Consider the following 25008-nt stretch of genomic DNA (forward strand, 5'->3'; position numbering starts at 1 on the left):
GTTAAGGGGAAAACATGAATAATACATTTCCACTAACGTTGACTCAAAGGGATATATTCTTTGATCAAATGCATTATTTAGATAGCCCGCTTTATAATATTGGCGGCTATATCAAGTGTCGTGATATTGATATCGAAAGAATGCAGGCTGCACATAAGCAACTGGTTTTGTCGCATGATGTTTTTGGTATTCGCATTGTTCAAGAGACAGAGTCGGTCAGTCAATATGTGTCAGATGACAGGCTTTGGGATTTACCCGTGTATGATTTTACGGGTGAGAAAAATCCAGAGCAAGCAGCGCTCACTTGGTTAGATACACGCTTTCAAACAAAAACGGAATATATTGATAGCCAGTTGTGTTTTGGGTATTTGTTGAAACTGACGACACAAGATTATTGGTACGTGGGGATCAGTCACCACCTAGCGATGGATGGATGGGGATTCTCTAATTGGTCCTATAAACTGGCCGAATATTACAACCAAGGCACGCAAGAAGGTAGCATTGATCAAGAGGGCCTGAGTTATCAAGCCATGTCTGACAGTGATCAGCAATACCAACAATCAAAACGTTATGAGTCAGATAAGGCATTTTGGTGTGAGCACTTAAAAAATTCGGCTGAAAAACTATTAATGCCTCACTCTCAAAATCAATATCATGATGTGAAATATATTCCGAGTACGCGCTATCGCCACTATATGAGTCGCGACGTATTTGCCGCGTGTACAGAGGCTGCGGCAGGTATGGGCGTGGGTGTACCGCAGTATTTCTTAGCTGTATTGGCATATTATTTTTCAGCGGTCAGTAGCGCGAGTACAGTTGCGTTTGGTATTCCGGCACATAACCGAAAAAATCATAAACAAAAGAGTAAAGTAGGTGTATTTACGAGTGTAAGTACATTAAATATTGAGGTGTTGAGTGAGGGCAACTTTAAGCAACTTGCACAACAAATTACCCAGCTACAAAAAGCAAGTTTCAGGCATCAAAGATTTCCAGTAGGCGATCTGACCTCGGTATTAAGTCGTGCGAACAATCAGCACAATACGAGTGCTTTATCTGATGTGACCTTTAATTACCTTAAGCTTGACTATGGGGCATTAAAATTTGCAGACAATAATGCCAGTGTGATTTATCACACATCAGGGTTCGATACGACACCACTGACGGTCACCATTTGGGATGGTGATGATGAAGACATCGAAATACAGCTCGATTACAACCATGCTTATTTCTCGAGCGACGAGATTCAGTCATTGGCTGATAGATTTCAGCACTTGCTAGAATGTTTTTGTCAGCAGGATAATATTGAGCGTTCGCTATCAACATTGTCTGTTTTGACGGATACTGAACAAGCGAAGCTCATTGCAGCAATGGAGCATGGTGAGGATGCATATCAGCAAGGTGTTTGTATTCACGAATTATTTGAACAGCAAGTAGCCAAGCGCCCGGAAGCCATTGCCCTAGAGTATGCCGGCGAGCAGTTAACATATGCTCAATTGAATACACGTGCCAACCAACTAGCACATTATCTCATTGCTCAAGGTGTGCAAGTTGAGCAATCGGTTGGCGTATGCCTACCGCGCTCAATAGACATGGTTGTCAGTGTCTTGGCAATTTTAAAAGCGGGTGCAACTTACATCCCCCTTGATCCAGAGTACCCTTCAACACGATTAAAACACATTTTTGAAGATACAGATTTAGCACATTTAGTGACACATTCGAGCCTTCTCTCTAAGCTGCCAGTATCAGGAATGGCACTCCATGTGAGCGATGAATTAGCGGGAGTGGTTGCAGGTGCCTCCACTGATAATGTCATGCCAAGAGCTGGTCACAGCGATTCGTCATTGGCCTACATGATATTTACTTCGGGTTCTACGGGGAAACCAAAAGGCGTGATGATTGAGCATCGTGCATTTGTGAATCTGCTTGAGGGTGTTGCAGATTCAGTGTCAGGGGCCTTTAGCTGGCCGAACAAACTGCTTGCCGTTACGACAATTGCATTTGATATTGCTGGGTTAGAACTTTTTGGACCACTCATTTACGGCGGCCAAATGGTAATCGCATCCAGTGCGCAAGCAAAAGACCCTCGCCAATTGGCAGCTTTACTTGAAACGCACCAGATTAACTTCATGCAAGCAACGCCTGTGACTTGGACCATGTTAGTGAATGATGGTTGGCAAGGTCAGCCTGATTTGGTGGCATTGACTTGCGGTGAAGCGTTATCCCCTCAACTGGCACAAGCGTTAGTGCCATTGACACGTCAATTATGGAATGGTTATGGCCCAACTGAGGCAACCATTTTTTCATTGCTCCAAGAGGTGGACGCACAGCAAGTGGAAAGTGGGCTCATCACTTTAGGCGGTACACTTGGTAATTACAGCCATGTGGTACTGAACGAATTAGGTCAGATCCAACCAATGGGGTGTGTAGGTGAATTGCATATCGGCGGAGCGGGTTTGGCGAGAGGTTATTTAAAGCGTGCAGCGCTGACTGCAGAACGTTTTATGGATAACCCTTATTATGATCCGCACAATGCTATGAGCTCTAAAAAGCTCTATAAAACAGGCGATTTGGTACGTTACTTACCAGATGGCAAGTTGGCTTATTTAGGCCGGATTGATGATCAGGTTAAGATCCGTGGTTTTAGAATTGAACTTGGCGAAGTAGAAGCACAGTTGTGTGAGCAACAAGGTGTGGATTCAGCGCTGGTGGTTGCGAAAGAGGTGGCAGGTAGCCAGCAACTAGTTGGGTACATTAAACGCGAAGCTGATGAAGTGCTCAGTGAAAGTGAATTAACTGAAAAAGTGAAACATGCGTTACAAGCTGTACTGCCAAGTTACATGGTGCCAAGTAGTTTAATTGTCATGGCAGAGTGGCCAGTAACGCCAAATGGAAAAATCGATAAAAAAGCGTTACCAAGCCCTGATACAAATGCCTTGCTTGGCGAATATGTAACACCAAAGGGTGACACGGCCATTGAACTGGCACAGCTGTGGGGAAGTCTGCTAGGTATCGAGGCTGATCACGTTAGCGCGACGGCCAACTTCTTTAATCTGGGAGGGCATTCGTTATTAACTACGCGTTTAGTCGCTGAAATTAGGCGAGTGTTTGCAGTTGATATTTCAGTACAAGATATTTTTGAACAAACCACCTTACAAGGATTAGCTGAGGTAATTGAAGCTGGTCAAACGAGTAATTTACCGCCTATTGAGGCCGTAACAAGAGCAGATGGTAAGGCGGTATTGTCTTATTCTCAACAGCGCTTGTGGTTCATTGATAAGCTCCAAGAAGGCACGCCAGAGTACAATATGCCGGTGGCATTTAACCTCAGCGGTAAATTTGACCGCGAACTGATGACACAAGTATTTAGTACTATAATCGCCCGTCATGAAATACTCAGAACCATCTATAAAGAAGAGAATGGACAGGCATATCAGCACATTCGAGCAGTGGATGATGTGGATTTTACCATTGCTGAAAATGACTTGAGTGATCTCACGTGTGAGACACAAAAAGAGGCCATTGAAGCGCATGTTGTCGCACAGATGCAGCGTCCATTTAACTTAAGTCAAGATGTGATGGTGCGTGTGAGTTACATCCACACCGGCCCAAATAATGGGGTGTTGATATTTAATATGCACCATATTGCCTCAGATGGCTGGTCTGTCGAAGTATTGATGAATGAGTTCATGGCATTGTATGAAGCATATTATCAAGGTCAGCCAAACCCATTGGCACCGCTGGATATTCAATATGCCGATTTTGCTGTTTGGCAACAAAATCATGTTGAACAGGCGCAGTTGGGTGAGCAATTGGCCTATTGGGAGAGTCAGCTCGAAGATGCACCCGTTGTACACAGTTTACCTCTGGATAAACCTCGTGGAGATAATAAGCAACCTCTCGGGGCGGTTGTCACCGGTGAGCTAGATGCCACAACGGTTGCGCAATTAAATACAGTGGCTCAGGCTTACAGAGTAACGCCATTTATGTTATTACACAGTGCGTTAGCCCTACTGTTATCTCGTCACAGTGGCAGTGACGACATTGTCATAGGCACTCCTGTTGCGAATCGTTTGCAGAGCGAATTAGCGCCATTGATCGGGTACTTTGTGAATACTTTAGTGTTGCGTACTTCGATGAAACATGCGGACATGGAATCCTATCTTGCGCATGTTAAAGCGGTGCATTTAGGTGCGCAATCACATCAAGATGTTCCATTTGAGCAAGTGGTCGAGCGATTAAATATTCCCCGTAGCCAAGCGCACAGTCCACTTTTTCAGATAATGTTAACTGTTGATAATGGCTATGGTGTCGGTGAGCAAGTTGATTTCAATCAATTTAATTTTGGCGAGTTAACTTGCAAGCCTTACCAAAGTGATGTGGTGCAAGCTAAGTTTGATCTCAACGTTGAGGTGTCACTGAATGAGCAAGGTGGAGCCATCAATTGGACATACGATATCAGCCTATTTGAGCAAACCCATATCGAGCAATTAAATGCACATTTATGCCGTCTATTGTCGGCGATGGCTGAGGTGGATACAGCACACACACCTGCACTGCATGAGCTTAACATGCTCAGTGAGGCAGAGACACGCCATTTGGTCCATGAATTGAATGACGCAGTTTATACATATCCAGACACCTTGTGTATTCATCAACGTTTTGAACAACAAGCAGTTGAGCAGCCAGACGCTGTGGCGTTGGTTCACGAGCAAACAGAGCTGAGTTATGGCGAGCTTAATCGTCAAGCGAATCAGTTAGCACAATATCTGGTTGCGCATCATCAAGTAGGGCCAGATACGCTGATTGGTATATGTGTATCACGATCAGTATCAATGGTTGTGGGCATATTAGCGATATTAAAAGCCGGTGGTGCTTACGTGCCATTAGACCCGAATTATCCAAAAGATCGTCTTGAATACATGCTTGATGATGCAAAGATAGCCGTGGTGCTGAGTAATCGCCAGGTGCAGTCGTGCCTACCTTGTTTTGAAGGCGAAGTGCTGCTACTCGATGGTGAAGCGCGGCCATGGGGAGCTTATCCTGAACAAAACCTTTGCGTAAAGGAACGTGGGTTAAGTGCGGATAGCCTTGCCTATTTAATTTACACCTCAGGTTCAACAGGCAAACCTAAAGGCGTTATGGTTGAGCATCGCAATATTTTGGCACTATCACACGAAATGCAGACATGGTTTAGCCCTATCACTCGATTTGGTTGGTGTGCCAATTATGTCTTTGATGCTTCTCTGCAAGGGCTATGTTTCCTATTTAGTGGTAGTACCTTGGTCATAGTACCTGACGAGCTTAAGTTACAGACTGAGCAATTAAAGGCCTATGTTACACAGCACTGCATTGAGTTGATGGATTGTACACCCAGTGTGCTGCATTTTTGGCTAGAAGAGTGGGGAGCGGGCTGTTTGCCTCATCTACTCGTAGGCGGTGAAGCCATTACACCTCAAATGTGGCAAAAACTCTCTCAGATGGGAGAGCAGGGCATTGATATTTTTAATGTATATGGCCCAACAGAATGCACCGTAAATAGCACGATGGCCAAAGTGACTGGTGAGCGAAGTCATATTGGTCAACCGTTATCCTACGCCAGTGCTTATATTTTGGCGACACATGAACACGGCCTCTCGCCATATGGTGCTATAGGTGAACTATGTATTGGTGGGCCTGGTGTTGCGAGAGGGTATCTTAATCGGGGTACGCTAACGACCGAGCGCTTTGTTGCAAATCCATATTATGACGCACGTAATCCAGCTAGCTCAAAGACGCTTTATAAAACAGGGGATTTAGTGCGCTATTTGCCAGATGGGCAAATCGACTTTTTAGGTCGGATCGACGACCAAGTGAAAATCCGCGGTTACAGAATCGAGCTTGGTGAAATAGAGGCTCAGTTATGCAAGTTAGAAGGCGTGGACTCTGCATTAGTAATGACACAAGCCGTTGCGGGCAGCCCACAAGTGGTTGGGTATGTGATGCCCAAAGAGTCACAACTTGAACGTCTCAAAGATAAACAAGAATTACACGAGTTTTTACAGCATATCGCGGTGTCACTTAAATCGGTGCTGCCAGAGCATATGTTACCAAGTGGTATGTCCGTTGTAGACGCATGGCCACTTACACCCAATGGCAAGATAGATAAAAAGTCACTGCCACCTATTAATGGGCATACCGAGATGCAGCATTACGTTGCACCGACCAGTGAAGTAGAACATAAGTTGACCGCCACTTGGTCATCGCTATTGGGATTAGATGAAAAGAAGATAAGTGTGACGACGAGTTTCTTTGAACTTGGAGGGCATTCGCTCTTGATCACGCAATTGGTTTCGAAAATCAATATGGATTTTGAGATAAATATAAAAGTAAAAGATTTTTACGACAGATTAACTGTTCAGTCTTTAGGTATGTACATTGAAAGTTTGCTGCTGCTTCAAAATAAAACAGAGTCAATTGAAAGCGTAAACGAAGAAGATTTTGAGGATTTTGCACTATGAGTATTGAACTATTATTTCAAGAACTAAAAAATGAAGGCGTTGTTTTCGCTAATGACAATGGCAAAGTAAACTTAAAGCTACCCAAAGGCTTAAACAACGAACTAAAGAAAAAACTAGTCCAAAATAAAGATTCGCTGAAAACCTTTTTAGAAGACTTATTTAGCAAAACATCAAAAGCCAATAAAATTTCGAAGCGCGATGCAAATAGTCAGTACGCTGAACTGTCTGACTCTCAACAAAGATTATGGTTTATAGATAAGTTACAGGGCAACTCCACTGAATATAATATGTCAGAAGCGATGACAGTCTCGGGGAACTTAGATATTAATCTGGTTGAACGTGCACTGAGTCAAATTGTTCAACGACATGAAGTTTTACGTACCGTATATGTTGAAGAAAATGGAGAAGCTAAACAACGCGTTAATCATCAATCTGAGCTAAAAATTAAGACCTATGATTTGTCTCAATTAGATGCTGAGCAGCAACAGGTAGAGCTGCGCAAGCTAATGGCTGAAGATGCGGGCCGACCATTTGATTTAACCCAAGATTTGATGCTGCGTGCGAGTTATATTCAACTTGCGACAGCGCAAACAGAAACAGGTATACCAGAGCAAGGTGTGCTGCTTTTCAACATGCACCACATAGCCAGTGATGGCTGGTCAGTAGAGATTCTAAAGCGCGAATTTTTTACTTTGTACAAAGCGTTTTATGAAGGGCAAGACGTTCCTTTCGAAGTCTTGCCAATTCAATATGCTGATTATGCTAGTTGGCAAAACCAAGAGAGCACCAAAGAGATAAATGCAAAACAGCTGGCGTTTTGGGAACAGCTATTGAATGATGCGCCAGTAGAGCACGGTTTAGGTTTAACAGGCAATCGACCTGAAGTGAAGCAATATCATGGTTTATTAGAAGTTGGAGAGATTAACTCAACCCTCGCCCAGCAATTAACCGATTTGGCTAAGCAGCAACAGCTTACCCCATTTATGTTACTGCATGGCCTAGTGGCGCTCTTGCTGGCTCGTCATAGTAATAATGAAGAGGTGGTTATTGGTACAGCGGTCGCAAATCGTGAACAGACTGAATTGCAGTCATTAATTGGCTTTTTTGCGAATACTTTGGCGTTGAAAGTGAACACTGATCACGATAGTTTAGAGGATTACTTTCAGCATGTGCGCGACGTCAATATGGGGGCGTTGGCAAATCAAGAAGCGCCATTTGACAAGGTGGTTGAGCGACTTAATATTCCGCGTAGCCGCGCATACACACCGCTCTTTCAGATTGCTTTGAATGTGGATAACGATTTTGGTGTGGCAAATGACGAAAATGTGCAGTCCCTGACCTTACCTGAAGTGCAGCTTACAGCGCTGCCGCCTGAGACATTGCAAGCTAAATTTGATTTAGAAATTAAGGTGAGTTTGAACAGTGCTGGTGGCGTGATCGAATGGATATATGACAGTGCACTCTTTGATAAAGCATCTATTCAATGTCTGAATGAAGGCTTGCTCAAATTGATGCAAGATGTAGTGACATCGATGCAGACGGACACAGCTAAAACAATTCAACAGTTATCTATGTTGTCGGATCGCGATGACGCATTGTTTGCGCGCTTGATGACAGAGTCTGAATGTGTCTATCCTGAGGCGCTGTGTATCCATGAACAATTCGAACAACAAGCTGCTAAGCAGCCGAATGCTGTTGCAGTGGTATATAAGGATACTCAATTAAGTTATAGCGAGTTAAACAGCCAAGCGAATCAATTGGCAAGGTATTTAGTCGCGCACTATCAAGTCGGGCCGGAAACGCTAATAGGGGTATGTGTCGATAGGTCTGTGGCAATGATGGTGGGCGTTTTGGCTGTACTCAAAGCTGGTGGGGCTTATGTGCCACTTGACCCAACTTATCCTAGCGAACGGCTTGAATATATTATTTCGGATGCCGGCGTTAATGTTGTGCTCAGTGACAGTGCTGTTGAAGGGTGTTTGACAAAATTTGAGGGCGATGTGCTACTACTTGATGATGTCAGTCAGCCATGGCAAGACTACAGTGGTGACAATTTATTGGTGGCTGAGAGAGGGTTGACTGCTGACAGCCTAGCTTACTTAATTTATACCTCGGGCTCGACAGGTAAGCCTAAAGGGGTACAGTTGGCGCATCAAGGTGTGCTAAATATGCATACCCAACAACAACACTTGTTCAACGTGACTGCAGACAGTAAAGTGATCCAGTTCGCTGCATTTGGTTTTGATGCGAGTGTGTGGGAATGGGTAATGGCCCTGCTTACAGGGTGTGAGTTACATATTTGTCCTACAGAGGTAAGACAATCCGCCGACGCGCTCAAAGAGTTTTTATGTGACAATCAAATAACCCATGCTACTTTGCCTCCAGCATTACTGGGTATTATGGAGCTTGATGACAACTATGCCTTTGAAGCTTTAATGGTAGCGGGTGAGGCATGTGCGCCAGATGTGGCGGCTATGTGGTCAGCTAAATACCCAATGTTCAACGCTTATGGTCCAACTGAAACAACGGTTTGTGCGACTGTTGGCCGTGTAGATCCAAATGAAGAGCTTCATATTGGTCGAGCAATCGGTAATATGACGCAGTATGTATTAAATTCGCGATTAGAAGTGGTGCCTTGTGGGGTAGCAGGTGAACTACACATTGGCGGGGTTGGACTTGCGAAGGGATATTTGAACCGTGCAGAGCTAACCGCTGAGCGCTTTATTGATAACCCTTACTATGACCCAAGTAATTCAGCCAGTTCGGAAAAGCTCTATAAAACAGGCGATTTGGTGCGTTATTTGGAAGACGGCAATTTGGCTTTCTTAGGACGTATTGATGATCAGGTTAAGATCCGGGGTTTTAGGGTTGAACTGGGTGAAGTTGAAGCACAATTATGCGAACAAACAGGCGTAGACTCTGCGCTGGTGGTAGCCAAAGAGATGGCTGGCAGTCAGCAGCTTGTCGGGTATATTAAACCGGATACGAATGAAGTTATCAGTGACGGTGAATTAACTCAGCGTGTGGTCAGTAGTTTACAGGCAGTATTGCCAAATTACATGGTACCAAGCTGCTTGATTGTGGTGGCTGACTGGCCATTGACACCGAATGGTAAAATTGACAAAAAAGCCCTGCCAAGCCCAGATGCAAAGGCATTGCAAGGCGAGTATGTGGCACCCAATGGCGAAACAGCGATTAAGCTTGCGCAAATTTGGGGCAATTTATTAGATATCGATGCAGATAATGTCAGTGCTACTGCAAACTTCTTTAACCTTGGCGGACATTCGTTATTAACCACACGTTTAGTGGCTGAGATCAGACAGGCATATGACGTAGACATCTCAGTACAAACGATTTTTGAGCAAAGTACGTTGCAAGGTTTGGCCGAGGAGATTGAACAGGGCCAAGCGAGTCAGCTTCCGCCCATCGTGGCTGAGCCGCGTGAAGAGGGTAAAGCGGTACTGTCTTACTCGCAACAGCGTTTATGGTTCATTGACAAGTTACAAGGTGGCACACCTGAGTACAACATGCCGGTGGCGTTTAACCTCAGTGGTGAATTTGACCACAGTCTCATGACGCAAGTCTTTAGCACCATCATTGCACGTCATGAAGTGCTTAGAACCGTCTATGAAGAAGACAATGGACAGGCTTATCAGCGCATTCGTTCGATGGATGAAGTGACCTTCACTGTGGCTGAAAGTGACTTGAGGGATCTCACGGGTGAGAGACAAAAATCAGCCATCGAAGCGCATGTCGTAGCGCAAATGCAGCGTCCATTTGATTTAAGCGATGATGTGATGGTGCGTGTGAGCTATATCCACACTGGTGCAAAGGCGGGGGTGTTGATATTTAATATGCACCACATCGCCTCTGATGGTTGGTCAGTGGAAGTGATGATGAATGAGTTTATGGCCTTGTATGAAGCTTACAGTCAAGGCAAGCCCAACCCACTTCCAGCACTGGATATTCAATATGCAGACTTTGCCAGCTGGCAACAAACCCATATTGATGAAGCACAATTGGCTAAGCAGTTAGCCTATTGGGAAAGTCAGCTTGAAGATGTACCAGTTGTGCACAGCGTGCCATTGGATAAACCTCGTGGTCAAAACCAGCAGACCCAAGGTGCGGTGGTCACCGGTGAGTTGGATGCCACCACGGTTGCCCAATTAAACGCTGTGGCACAGGCCTATCAGCTCACTCCATTTATGTTACTGCACAGTGCGTTGGCGCTGTTGTTATCTCGTCATAGTGGCAGTGAAGATATTGTGATTGGTACCCCAGTTGCGAATCGCTTACAAGCAGAATTGGCGCCATTGATTGGGTATTTTGTGAATACCTTAGTGCTGCGCACCTCGACCAAACATGCGGATATGGCGTCATATCTTGCGCATGTCAAAGCGGTACATTTAGGCGCACAATCACATCAAGATGTGCCATTTGAACAAGTGGTTGATAGACTCAATATCCCGCGTAGTCAGGCACACAGCCCATTGTTCCAAATCATGCTGACCACAGACAGTGGATATGGCGCAGGTGAACAGTTAGATAGAACCCAGTTTAACTTTGGTGATCTCACATGTGTGCCATATCAAAGTGAGGTGGTGCAAGCGAAATTCGACTTGAACATTGATATGTCAATGAACGAGCAAGGCGGTGCGATCACTTGGACGTATGATGTGAGCTTGTTTGAGCAAGACCATATTGAGCAATTGAGTGCCCACTTATGTCGTCTATTGGCGTCTTTGGCGTCAATCGATACAGCACAAGCACCTGCATTGCATGCGCTGAGCATGCTCAGCGAGGCAGAGACACAGCATTTGGTCCATGAACTGAATGATACGGCGTTGGCCTACCCAGATACTTTGTGTATTCATGAGTTGTTTGAGCAACAAGTGGCGGCACAACCGGATGCGGTGGCGGTGGTACATGAGCAAACCGAGTTGAGTTATGGCGAATTAAACCGCCAGGCGAACCAATTGGCTCAGTACTTAGTAACGCATCATCAAGTGGGTCCAGATACCCTAGTTGGTGTGTGTGTTGAGCGTTCAGTGTCTATGGTTGTGGGGGTGCTTGCGATATTAAAAGCCGGTGGAGCCTATGTGCCGCTAGATCCGAATTATCCAACAGAACGTCTTGAATACATGTTAGACGATGCCGGCGTAGACGTGGTACTGAGTCATCGTCAGGTGCAGTCTTGTTTAACCAGTTTTGAGGGGGAAGTCTTACTGCTCGATGGTGAAGTCAGGCCATGGCACGACTGTGCAGAGAGTAATCTGTGTGTTGCTGAGCGGGGCGTGAATGTTAATCATCTTGCTTATATCATTTATACCTCAGGCTCGACGGGTAAACCTAAAGGGGTGGCTATAGAGCATGGTAATGCCAGTGCAATGCTACACTGGGCGCACTCAGAATTTGATAGCACCGTACTATCGAGAGTGTTGGCGAGTACCTCATTGAACTTTGACTTGTCGGTATTTGAATTGTTTGTGCCACTGAGCTTTGGTGGGTGTTGTGTGGTGGTGCAAGATGCACTGGCGCTGCTTGAACGCCCTTATGATGTGACACTGATTAATACGGTGCCTTCGGCAATTAAAGCCTTATTAGCACAGCAGGCTATTCCAAAGAGTGTGCAGTGCATTAATTTAGCGGGTGAGCCACTGGCAGAGCAGGTGGTAAACAGTCTGCTCGCTGAGACGGCTTGTCAGCAAGTATATAATTTGTATGGTCCATCAGAAGACACAACGTACTCAACTTATGTGGGCTTTTCTGAAGCATTAAACAGCCCGATGACCATAGGCAAGGTGTTATCAAATAGTCAGGCATTTGTGTTAGGAGACAACTTAGAGTTATTACCTAAAGGCAGCGTAGGGCAGCTATACCTTGGTGGACGCGGTGTGTCGAGAGGGTATTACAATAAACCTGAGCTGACCGCAGAGCGCTATATGGATAACCCGTTTTATGACCCAAATAACCCAGTCAGTTCAAAGAGATTATACCAAACGGGTGACTTGGTGCGTTATTTAGAAGATGGAAGTTTCACGTTCTTAGGGCGTATTGATGATCAGGTTAAGATCCGGGGTTTTAGGGTCGAGCTGGGTGAAATAGAGACGCAGGTAAGTAGTCAAACAGGGGTTGATTCAGCCTTGGTCGTGGCCAAAGAGATAGCGGGTAGCCAGCAGCTTGTCGGGTATATTAAACCGGATACGAATGAAGTTATCAGTGACGGTGAATTAACTCAGCGTGTGGTCAGTAGTTTACAGGCAGTATTGCCAAATTACATGGTGCCAAGCAGTTTGATTGTGGTGGCTGACTGGCCATTGACACCGAATGGTAAAATTGACAAAAAAGCCCTGCCAAGCCCAGATGCAAAGGCATTGCAAGGCGAGTATGTGGCACCCAATGGCGAAACAGCGATTAAGCTTGCGCAAATTTGGGGCAATTTATTAGATATCGATGTAGATAATGTCAGTGCTACTGCAAACTTCTTTAACCTTGGCGGACATTCGTTATTAACCACACGTTTAGTGGCTGAGATCAGACAGGAATATGACGTAGACATCTCAGTACAAACGATTTTTGAGCAAAGTACGTTGCAAGGTTTGGCTGAGGAGATTGAACAGGGCCAAGCGAGTCAGCTTCCGCCCATCGTGGCTGAGCCGCGTGAAGAGGGTAAAGCGGTACTGTCTTACTCGCAACAGCGTTTATGGTTCATTGACAAGTTACAAGGTGGCACACCTGAGTACAACATGCCGGTGGCGTTTAACCTCAGTGGTGAATTTGACCACAGTCTCATGACGCAAGTCTTTAGCACCATCATTGCACGTCATGAAGTGCTTAGAACCGTCTATGAAGAAGACAATGGACAGGCTTATCAGCGCATTCGTTCGATGGATGAAGTGACCTTCACCGTGGCTGAAAGTGACTTGAGGGATCTCACGGGTGAGAGACAAAAATCAGCCATCGAAGCGCATGTCGTAGCGCAAATGCAGCGTCCATTTGATTTAAGCGATGATGTGATGGTGCGTGTGAGCTATATCCACACTGGTGCAAAGGCGGGGGTGTTGATATTTAATATGCACCACATCGCCTCTGATGGTTGGTCAGTGGAAGTGATGATGAATGAGTTTATGGCCTTGTATGAAGCTTACAGTCAAGGCAAGCCCAACCCACTTCCAGCACTGGATATTCAATATGCAGACTTTGCCAGCTGGCAACAAACCCATATTGATGAAGCACAATTGGCTAAGCAGTTAGCCTATTGGGAAAGTCAGCTTGAAGATGTACCTGTTGTGCATAGCGTGCCATTGGATAAACCTCGTGGTCAAAACCAGCAGACCCAAGGTGCGGTGGTCACCGGTGAGTTGGATGCCACCACGGTTGCCCAATTAAACGCTGTGGCACAGGCTTATCAGCTCACACCATTTATGTTACTGCACAGTGCGTTGGCGCTGTTGTTATCTCGTCATAGTGGCAGTGAAGATATTGTGATTGGTACCCCAGTTGCGAATCGCTTACAAGCAGAATTGGCGCCATTGATTGGGTATTTTGTGAATACCTTAGTGCTGCGCACCTCGACCAAACATGCGGATATGGCGTCATATCTTGCGCATGTCAAAGCGGTACATTTAGGCGCACAATCACATCAAGATGTGCCATTTGAACAAGTGGTTGATAGACTCAATATCCCGCGTAGTCAGGCACACAGCCCATTGTTCCAAATCATGCTGACCACAGACAGTGGATATGGCGCAGGTGAACAGTTAGATAGAACCCAGTTTAACTTTGGTGATCTCACATGTGTGCCATATCAAAGTGAGGTGGTGCAAGCGAAATTCGACTTGAACATTGATATGTCAATGAACGAGCAAGGCGGTGCGATCACTTGGACGTATGATGTGAGCTTGTTTGAGCAAGACCATATTGAGCAATTGAGTGCCCACTTATGTCGTCTATTGGCGTCTTTGGCGTCAATCGATACAGCACAAGCACCTGCATTGCATGCGCTGAGCATGCTCAGCGAGGCAGAGACACAGCATTTGGTCCATGAACTGAATGATACGGCGTTGGCCTACCCAGATACTTTGTGTATTCATGAGTTGTTTGAGCAACAAGTGGCGGCACAACCGGATGCGGTGGCGGTGGTACATGAGCAAACCGAGTTGAGTTATGGCGAATTAAACCGCCAGGCGAACCAATTGGCTCAGTACTTAGTAACGCATCATCAAGTGGGTCCAGATACCCTAGTTGGTGTGTGTGTTGAGCGTTCAGTGTCTATGGTTGTGGGGGTGCTTGCGATATTAAAAGCCGGTGGAGCCTATGTGCCGCTAGATCCGAATTATCCAACAGAACGTCTTGAATACATGTTAGACGATGCCGGCGTAGACGTGGTACTGAGTCATCGTCAGGTGCAGTCTTGTTTAACCAGTTTTGAGGGGGAAGTCTTACTGCTCGATGGTGAAGTCAGGCCATGGCACGACTGTGCAGAGAGTAATCTGTGTGTTGCTGAGCGGGGCGTGAATGTTAATCATCTTGCTTATATCATTTATACCTCAGGCTCGACGGGTAAACCTAAAGGGGTGGCTATAGAGCATGGTAATGCCAGTGCAATGCTACACTGGGCGCACTCAGAATTTGATAGCACCGTACTATCGAGAGTGTTGGCGAGTACCTCATTGAACTTTGACTTGTCGGTATTTGAATTGTTTGTGCCACTGAGCTTTGGTGGGTGTTGTGTGGTGGTGCAAGATGCACTGGCGCTGCTTGAACGCCCTTATGATGTGACACTGATTAATACGGTGCCTTCGGCAATTAAAGCCTTATTAGCACAGCAGGCTATTCCAAAGAGTGTGCAGTGCATTAATTTAGCGGGTGAGCCACTGGCAGAGCAGGTGGTAAACAGTCTGCTCGCTGAGACGGCTTGTCAGCAAGTATATAATTTGTATGGTCCATCAGAAGACACAACGTACTCAACTTATGTGGGCTTTTCTGAAGCATTAAACAGCCCGATGACCATAGGCAAGGTGTTATCAAATAGTCAGGCATTTGTGTTAGGAGACAACTTAGAGTTATTACCTAAAGGCAGCGTAGGGCAGCTATACCTTGGTGGACGCGGTGTGTCGAGAGGGTATTACAATAAACCTGAGCTGACCGCAGAGCGCTATATGGATAACCCGTTTTATGACCCAAATAACCCAGTCAGTTCAAAGAGATTATACCAAACGGGTGACTTGGTGCGTTATTTAGAAGATGGAAGTTTCACGTTCTTAGGGCGTATTGATGATCAGGTTAAGATCCGTGGTTTTAGGGTAGAGCTGGGTGAAATAGAGACACAGTTAAGTAGTCAAACAGGGGTTGATTCAGCCTTGGTCGTGGCCAAAGAGATAGCGGGCAGTCAGCAGCTTGTCGGGTATATTAAACCGGATACGAATGAAGTTATTAGTGACGGTGAATTAACTCAGCATGTGGTCACTAGTTTACAGGCAGTATTGCCAAATTACATGGTGCCAAGCAGCTTGATTGTGGTGGCTGACTGGCCATTGACACCGAATGGTAAAATTGACAAAAAAGCCCTGCCAAGCCCAGATGCAAAGGCATTGCAAGGCGAGTATGTGGCACCGACGGGTAAGGTTGAGACAGGGCTTACATTGGTGTTGTCTGAGCTATTAGACTTAGCACAGGAACGTATTAGCGTATCGTCTAACTTCTTTAGTCTTGGTGGTCACTCATTGTTAGCGGTTCGTTTTATAGCCCTGATTGAAGGTGAGTTTAACAAAAAGCTCAGTATTCAAGATATTTTTGAGTCGGACAGTCTGACTCACTTAGCCAAACAGATTGAGTTAGCACCTGAAGTGGAGCAAAAAGATTATATTCGCCGATTAGATAGACAATCAGGTGAGCACCTTTTGAGTTCATATGCACAGCAGCGCATTTGGTTCATTGATCAATTGCAAGGTGGCAGTCCTGAGTACAATATGCCAATTGCATTGGCTGTTGAAGGCGATTTTGATATTGGCGCGGCAGAGCGTGCTATGTCACAAGTAATTGAGCGACATGAGGCACTAAGAACGACGTTCGATGTGGTTGAAGATGAAACGATTCAGTTAATTAAGCAAACATTTAGGTTTAATCTAACGCATCATGATGTGTCTACGCTTGATGCTCAGCACAAGCATTCAGAGGTTGAAAAGCTAATCTCTGAGGATAGGCTTACAGCGTTCGACTTACGTCAAGATTTAATGGTAAGAGCTGCGTATATCAAAGTAGATGCAGGCAAAGGCGTTTTATCATTTAATATGCATCACATTGCCTCAGATGGGTGGTCCATCGGGCTATTAATTAATGAATTTGTCACTAACTATAAGCGTATTATAGAAGGCCAAAGTGAGCACATTGAACCATTAGCAATTCAATATGCTGACTATGCCCACTGGCAAAGAAACTGGCTACAGGGAGAGGTGTTAGAACAGCAGTTATCATATTGGCAAAAGCAACTGGAAGATTTACCAGCTGTACACAGCATTCCGCTAGATTATACTCGTAAAGAGTTGACTACTAGGCGTGGGGCTTTGGTCAAAACACAGATTGATCAATCCTCGGTGAAAAAGTTAAAGGCGTTAGCAGGTGAACACAATATGACATTGTTCATGATGTTGCACTCAGCCATTGCTTTAATGATGTCAAGGCATTCGAATAGCACGGATATCGTGATTGGCACACCAGTTGCGAACCGTATGCAAAGCGAAGTGGAAAATATTATCGGGTTTTTTGCCAATACTCTGGTGTTGAGAACAAATACTGAACACGATAATTTGTCTGACTATTTTTCACATGTGAAGTCGGTACATAAAGAAGCACAAGCGCATCAAGATGTGCCTTTTGAGAAGCTGGTTGAACATTGCAATGTTGTACGTAGTACACAACATACGCCTTTGTTCCAAGTATTGTTTAGTATGAATACAACGGAGCAGGGAGTACTCGAGTTACCAAGGGTTAAATTTAGTCCTGTGGACAATGAATCGTATGTTGCAAAGTTTGATTTAGATATCAGTGCTCAAGAGGTGGATACGGGCGTGGAGCTGTCGTTGATATATGATACGACTATCTTCACACAAGCGCATGTTGAACAATTTGGTGACCACTTAAATAGGTTGTTGATGTATATGGCGCAAGGGCAGCATCACTCGCTTTCTCAGTTACCCATGCTGAGTGAAAATGAAGTGTATCTGTTGACTGAGCAACTGAATTCAACAGCGTATGAGAATCCGCCAGAACAGCTGATCCACGAACTGTTTGAATTACAAGCCAAGCGTTCTCCTGACAGCGTGGCGCTGTCATTTGAAGGTAAGCGCATGACTTATGGTGAACTTAATAGTGCAGCAAACCAGTTAGCGCATTATTTAAGAGCACAAGGAGTGGTTGAAAACACAGCTGTAGGGCTTTACATCGAACGTGGTTTCGAAATGATTATTGGTATTCTTGGCATTTTAAAATCTGGCGGGGCATATGTTCCGCTAGAGCCAAGTTTTCCTGAGTCACGATTGCAATATATGTTAGATGAGTTGCAATTGGGGTATGTGGTAGATGGGTTAAACCAGAGTCAGCAATTTGCATTGCCAGATGGTTGTCAGGTCATAAACTTGTCTAATGAATTTGTGCACACGCAATTGGCCGAGTTTTCTAAAGAGGCACCGGATCTGGGTTCACAAAGTGCTGAAAGTTTGGCTTATATTTTATACACCTCAGGCTCAACAGGTAAGCCTAAGGGAATTAAGCAAACACATAGAACAATCAGTAATTTAATATACTCAACGGAACAGAATGAAGGTGTAAATGCACGATTGAGAACACTGCAATTTACACCGTATACGTTTGATGTGTCTATTCAAGAGCTGGCAACATGTTGGTATACCGGGAGTTGTTTAGTTGTTATAAGTGGACAGACAAAAAATAATTTAAATGAATTACCAGAACTATTGCTCAGCGAAAAGATTGAAAGATTGTTTATTCCACCTGCTGTATTGCAGTTTATAGCTGAACAGGTAGATGAAACACAAGTACAGTTGCCTGATTTAAAAGAAGTGTTTTCTGCTGGTGAAGAATTGATAGTGACTCCAGTCATAAATCAATTCTTACAGAGCCATGCACAATGCCGACTATGGAATTGTTATGGCCCGACAGAGACCCATGTTGTGACAAGCATGGAGATAACACATGATTTAGGCGTGCACTCTGCTTCAATCGGTAAACCTGTCAATAATACCAAGTTATATATTGTCGATAAACGGGGTAATCTAGCACCATACGGTTCAATCGGAGAGCTTTACGTAAGTGGTGATGGGTTGGCGAAAGGTTATTTTGACCCTAACTTGAATGAAGGGCGGTTTATCAATAATCAATTTGTCAGTATTGATGACGAGGTGTTGTATAAAACAGGAGACCTAGTTAGATATCTGCCAGATGGCAACATTGAGTTTGTTGGGCGTGCAGATGAGCAAGTCAGTATTAATGGTTTCCGCGTTGAGCTGGCTGAAATAGAGAAAAAGCTGTCAGATTCTGAGAAAGTGAAGTCAAGTGTTGTGTTATATCGAAAATGTCAGTTTGGTATAAAGCGGCTTATGGCCTATCTGATTTTGAAAGAGCAATACCAGCAAGATGAGGGATGTACTTTACAGCATGATACGTTGGGCAAAGAGTTAGAAGAGTATCTGTCAAAGATACTGCCAAGCTACATGGTCCCGTCGTCTTACATGGTGTTGGAACAGTTGCCGTTGACAGCGAATGGAAAAATAGACAAGAAGAAATTGCCTTTACCTGACTTAGGTCAAGCCAGCACAGATATTGTTACTCCTTCAAATGAAATCGAGGAGCAGTTGGTTGAAATGATGTCAGAACTGTTGCAAGTAGCAGCAGAGAAAATATCGGTGAACTATAGCTTTTTTGAATTAGGCCTGAGTTCATTAAGATTGTTTTCATGTGTCAATTACATAAATAAAAAGTTTGCTTTAACGCTGACCGTTGCTGATTTATATAAAAATAATACGGTTCAGTTGTTAGCTAGAAAAATTAACGAACTGAATTTACTAACCCAAGTGTCGGCAATCGAACAGGACGAAATGTCGTTCATTGAGGATGGAGAAATATGAATACTTTAGAATCACTTTTGCATCATTTAAATGTGAATGATGTAAAATTAAATGTTGAAAATAACAAAATAAAGTTCAAGGACCCCAACAGCATCGTCAAGGGGGAGGTCCTTGAGAAGCTGAAGGAGCATAAGCAAAGTATCATTGATTTACTTCAGCGAACTCAGAGTGACAGTACTGGTTCCATTGCTGGAAAATATCAAATGGGTAAGCCAATACCGGTTTCACAGTATCAGAGAAGTTTACTCTTCTCTGAGCAGTTAACCAAAGAGGGTGAAGGAAATAACCTTGCCCTCAGTTTCAGGTTTAATTACCAAATCGACAGCAAGGCTTTGAACAAAGCCTTGCACAGATTGTTCGAACAAAATGATGCGCTGCGCCTTGGCTATGCGCATCATGATAATGACTGGCAGGCGACACTCAATTCTGTGGAAGCGATGACTTGTGATGTGCGCCAAGCTTCAATTGCCCAAATTGAGGCTGAATTCGGCAGCGTTGAAAATTACAGTGTTGAGTACATAAAAGAAAAATTTAAATTTGATGGGACTGCGCTTACTCGAGCGCAGATCTTGCAACTGGGTGATGAGGATGTGTTACTTAACATCGCAATTCATCACGCGGTTTGTGATGGGATTTCACTCGCTCATTTATCGTCACAACTAGAAACCTATTTAACTGAGCAAGCCCCAAATAGTGATAAACCAAAAGCATCTTATCTTGATTACTTGGTATGGCAAGAAGAGCAAACACATAACGGTGGGTTATCATACTGGAAAGATAAGTTGTCTGGGATACCTGATACCCTAGATTTACCGTTTGATAATATGCGCCCTAATCAAATGACATTTGCAGGTGAAAGTTATCAACACACCTTGCCTGAAGCTCAAAATAGGCAGTTAGCTCAAGTAAGTAAGCAAATGGGTGTAAGTCAGTTTAATGTGATTCTGGCTGCATTTAATAGCTTTTTGAGTCGCTACACAGCACAAAAAGACATTGTGGTTGGTGTACCTTTTGCCAACCGTGAGTTTTCTGATGCTGAGCAAATGATTGGCCTTTTCATCAATACCCTCCCTATTCGTACGCAGTTAACAGGTCAACATACTTTTAAACAGTTAGTATCAGAGGTCTCAGAAACACTTACAGAAGCGTCAGTGAATCAGCAAACGCCTCTAGTAGAAATTATTGAAGCTGTGAATCCAGTAAGAAGCGCAAGTTACTCGCCGCTTTTCCAAGTATTAGTGAACTATTTAGATGTGCCACCAAGTCAGGAAAAAAGTGCATTTCAAAATAGCGCATTTGACTTAGGTGAAGACAACGAGCAATTAGCAAAATATGATCTGTCTTTAAACATTGTCAGCAGTGATGATAAACACGATCTCATTTTTGAGTACAACCGTTTATTGTTTACGCGCGAAACAGTAAGCAGAATGGCTAACCATTTTATTACCATGCTTGCAAGTATGCTTACTCAACCTGATTTGCTATTGAGTGAACATAGTGTATTAACGGAAGATGAAGAACAGTTGATAGGCGAGATAAATACAACTAAAAAGTGCCTACCAACTCTACAAAGTCCATATCAATATGTTGCAGACCTTGCCGCTCAAGCATCAGATAAAGCGGCCATTGTTTATCAAGATGAGGTACTCTCATTTGGTCAATTTAATCGCAAGATTGAATCTATTGCGCGAGAACTGATCAGTAGCGGTGTTAAAAAGGGTGACAGAGTCGGCTTATACTTCATTCGTACCATCGACATGGTATGCGCGATGTATGCCTGTTTCCGTTTAGGTGCTGCATATGTGCCACTAGACCCAAGCTATCCAAGACAACGTATCAGCTATATTTGTAAAGATACTCAGCCGAATTGTATTCTATCTTTAGCAGTACTCGAGTCGAAGGTTTCTGAATTAGACATCTCATGTCCAATCGTATTTGTAGATAAACCAAAAGCGCCTTCAGATTTGCCTTTACCCATGATTTCAGTAGACAGTGATGATACTGCATATATTATTCATACATCGGGTACCACTGGTCATCCAAAAGGCGTCGAAGTAAGCCACGGCAATTTGCAGAATTTATTAGTAAGCTTGGATGAAACGTTTGAAGACGGTGCTGAGCAAACCTGGTTAGCTCAAACCAGTATTAGTTTTGATATTTCAGTCGTTGAGCTAATTTGGACATTATCCCGAGGCAAAAAAGTCGTTCTACAGCAAAGCCGCCCAGCAGATTTGATTAAATTTGAAAACAATAAAACAACTAAGCCTCTTGATTTTAGTATTATGTTTTTCTCAGCAGATAGCAGAGAGCAAGAAAAATATGACCTAATGTTACGCTCTACGACTTATGCAGATCAAAATGGCTTTAAATCAGTGTGGTTACCTGAGCGTCACTTTGGTGAGTTTGGTGGTGCCTTTGCCAGTCCTTCAGTGACCTGTGCAGCGTTGTCTACGATCACTAAACAGATTAGATTACATGCAGGTAGTGTGGTGTTGCCTCTGCATGATCCGATTCGTGTAGCCGAAGAGTGGTCGATGATTGACCACCTGAGTGACGGTCGTGTGGGACTGGCACTTGCTTCTGGTTGGCACCCAAATGACTTTGTCTTCCAAGGTGCTGATTATGAAAATAGACACCAGATGCTGCGTGAAAAGCAGGCGCAACTTCAAGATTTATGGCAAGGTAAAACAATCACGAGAAAGAATGGTTTAGGACAGGAACAACAAGTAGCAATTCGCCCTACACCTAAGCAAGCAACCTTACCGACTTGGATCACTGCGGCAGGTAACCCGGAAACATTCCGCTATGCAGGTCAGATTGGCGCAAATATTCTGACGCATATGTTGGGCCAAACAATGAATCAGCTCAAAGACAATATCGCTGTCTATCATGCTGAGCTAGAGAAGCATGGTCATACCGTCAACGACAAAGAAGTGACGCTGATGATCCATACTTATTTGGATGAAACGAAAGATAACGCGCTTGCTAAAACTGCGGACCCATTTAAAGGTTATATCGGCTCTTCTGTTAATCTTATTGCACCATTAGCTCAAGAAATGGGCATGGATATGGAAGTGCAAAAATCGCAAATCATTGATATAGCGTTTGAACGACTTAGTCAAACAAGTGCATTATTTGGTACAGCTGAATCATGCCAAGAGATGCTAACACAAGTGCATAATCTAGGGGTTACTGAGGTTGCTTCACTCATAGACTTTGGTGTCAATACTGAGGAAGTGTTATCAGGCCTAGAAAGACTGACAAGTGCACGTAAAAAGCACCAAACAACTTGGGCACTTGAAAATAGCTTAGCAAGCTCTGATTACATGAGCGAATTAGAACTTATTCATAAGCATAATGTAAGTCATGTCCAAATGACGCCATCACAGATGAAAATTATGCTTAAGCAGTATGAGCAACATAGCTATGACCTGAAGGTGACGAATTGGTTAATGGGTGGAGAGCCACTGCCAAAAGCGCTCATCGAGCAACTAACCAGTATTAGCAATGGTCGCTGCCATAATATGTATGGGCCGACAGAAACAACGGTGTGGTCAGCTTGGCAAGATGTCACAGATGGACGAGTTGTGATTGGTAAGCCTATTAATAACACACAGTTTTTATTACTTGATGAAAATAAAAAACCAGTCCCAACAGGCGTTTCAGGGCACCTACATATTGGTGGTCACGGTGTATCAAAAGGGTATTGGAATAAACCTGAATTAACAGCAGAGTCTTTTACTAATATGGACTTTGCACAATTAGGGGCTGGCACCTTCTACAGTACCGGCGACTTAATGAGAATGACAGCTGATGGTTTCTTTGAATACATAGGCCGTATTGACGACCAAATAAAAATCAATGGATATCGCATTGAACAAAAAGAAATAGAGCAAAGCATTGCGGCATTAAGCGGTATTAAAGATTGCAAAATTGTAGTTAAAAATAAAGGCGATGATGTTTACCTTGCTGCATATATTGTGAAGTCAGACCTTGTGGTCGGCGACTATACACACTTGCCTGAAGAGGAAGAAGCAAAAGCTTATACCTTTATGGATGGCTCATTAATCTTCCACCAAAGTGATCATCAGTTGGGCGGTTTGTATAAAGAAATCTTTGAAGATGAAATCTATTTCCGACACGACATTGAAATTGAAGCGGGTGATATCGTGTTAGATGTTGGTGCGAATGTTGGTAGTTTTTCCATGGCGGCACAACAACGTCAACCGCAAGCGCAGTTTTTCGCCTTCGAGCCAATTCCACAAACGTTTTCGGCGTTGAAAAAGAACTTTGAGCACCGCAATATTCACGGTCGTATTTTTAACTGTGGTATTTCTGATAAGCCAGAAATGGCAACATTTACTTACTACCAAAATATGTCTGGACTGTCAGGTCGATTTGCCAACATAGAAAGTGAAAAAGCAGCTGCGAGATCGGTGATAGATGATGGGTCAACACTGCTTCAAGGTGACTCTAAAAATGATGTCGAAAAGTATTTACAAGAAGTATATCAGTCTCAAGATGTTGAATGTCGTCTAGACACGATTTCTAACGTCATTGATTCGCAAAATCTGAAGCAGGTTGATTTACTCAAAATTGATATTGAGAAAAGTGAATGCTTAGCGCTTAAAGGTATCAATGACGCTCACTGGCCTCGTATTAAACAGGTCGCAATGGAAGTAGATGGTGATGAACACTTGGCATTTGTGACAAAAACGCTTGAAAAGCATGGTTTTGAAGTATTTGTAGATGATTTCATTCGAGCTAATACAGATAAGGAAGACGAGTTTAATGTTTATATGCTATATGCACATAATCGCCGCTTCCAACCTGATGAGATGGTCAATGAAGTCGCTGTAGAAAATTACACAGGTTCTGAGATCAAGCAAAAGCTATCAGAAAAGCTCCCAGAGTTCATGGTGCCATCTGAAATCTTTTTCTTAGACAAGATCCCAATGCTGCAAAATGGCAAATTAGACATCGTGTCGTTGAAAAAGAGAGTAAATGAGCAAACTGAATCGAAGTCAAATAAAGTGGCGGTCAGCGAGAATGAGAAAAAGGTTGCTCATATCTGGGATACTGTACTTAAGCGAGAAAACAGCCCGGTAGATGTCAGCTTCTTTGAGCTTGGTGGGACGTCGTTCGATATTGTCAATCTACAGCAGGCAATGAAGTCTGAGTTTGGTGCTGAACTGACAATTATTGAGTTGTTCCGCCACAAAACCATTCTTGAGCAAGTCTCACTCCTTAAGATGAACTCGAAGAAGAAAGTCACGAAATCAGTGAAGCAAGAGAAGACGCAAACAAGAAGAAAGTCGATGCCTAAACGTCGTAAAAACAAACAAAGTTTAATTGCATAATTGGGGGAA

3 protein-coding genes are annotated in these 25008 nt (G+C 43.9%); all 3 read left to right on the top strand.

All coding sequences use genetic code 11. The annotated features are described in order from the left end of the window. Nucleotides 1–14 precede the first annotated feature (14 nt). The 3 genes from S4054249_RS23740 to S4054249_RS23750 are packed head-to-tail and all read left to right on the top strand — an operon-like array spanning nt 15 to nt 24999. Nucleotides 15–6497: a non-ribosomal peptide synthetase gene (locus S4054249_RS23740; RefSeq protein WP_052960820.1), complete on the top strand. Its 6483-nt coding sequence runs from the start codon at nt 15–17 to the stop codon at nt 6495–6497. Continuing rightward, nucleotides 6494–19639 carry a non-ribosomal peptide synthetase gene (locus S4054249_RS23745; RefSeq protein ID WP_069949106.1) on the top strand — a complete coding sequence of 4382 codons (13146 nt, stop codon included), beginning with the start codon at nt 6494–6496 and terminating at the stop codon, nt 19637–19639. The genes S4054249_RS23740 and S4054249_RS23745 overlap by 4 nt, the downstream gene beginning before the upstream one ends. Continuing rightward, a complete protein-coding gene (locus tag S4054249_RS23750; RefSeq protein ID WP_046357962.1) occupies nt 19636–24999 on the top strand; it encodes a MupA/Atu3671 family FMN-dependent luciferase-like monooxygenase in 5364 nt (1787 codons plus the stop codon). The genes S4054249_RS23745 and S4054249_RS23750 overlap by 4 nt, the downstream gene beginning before the upstream one ends. The last annotated feature ends 9 nt before the right edge of the window (nt 25000–25008 follow it).

It is taken from the genome of Pseudoalteromonas luteoviolacea (assembly GCF_001750165.1).
Classification (GTDB): Bacteria; Pseudomonadota; Gammaproteobacteria; order Enterobacterales; family Alteromonadaceae; genus Pseudoalteromonas; species Pseudoalteromonas luteoviolacea_G.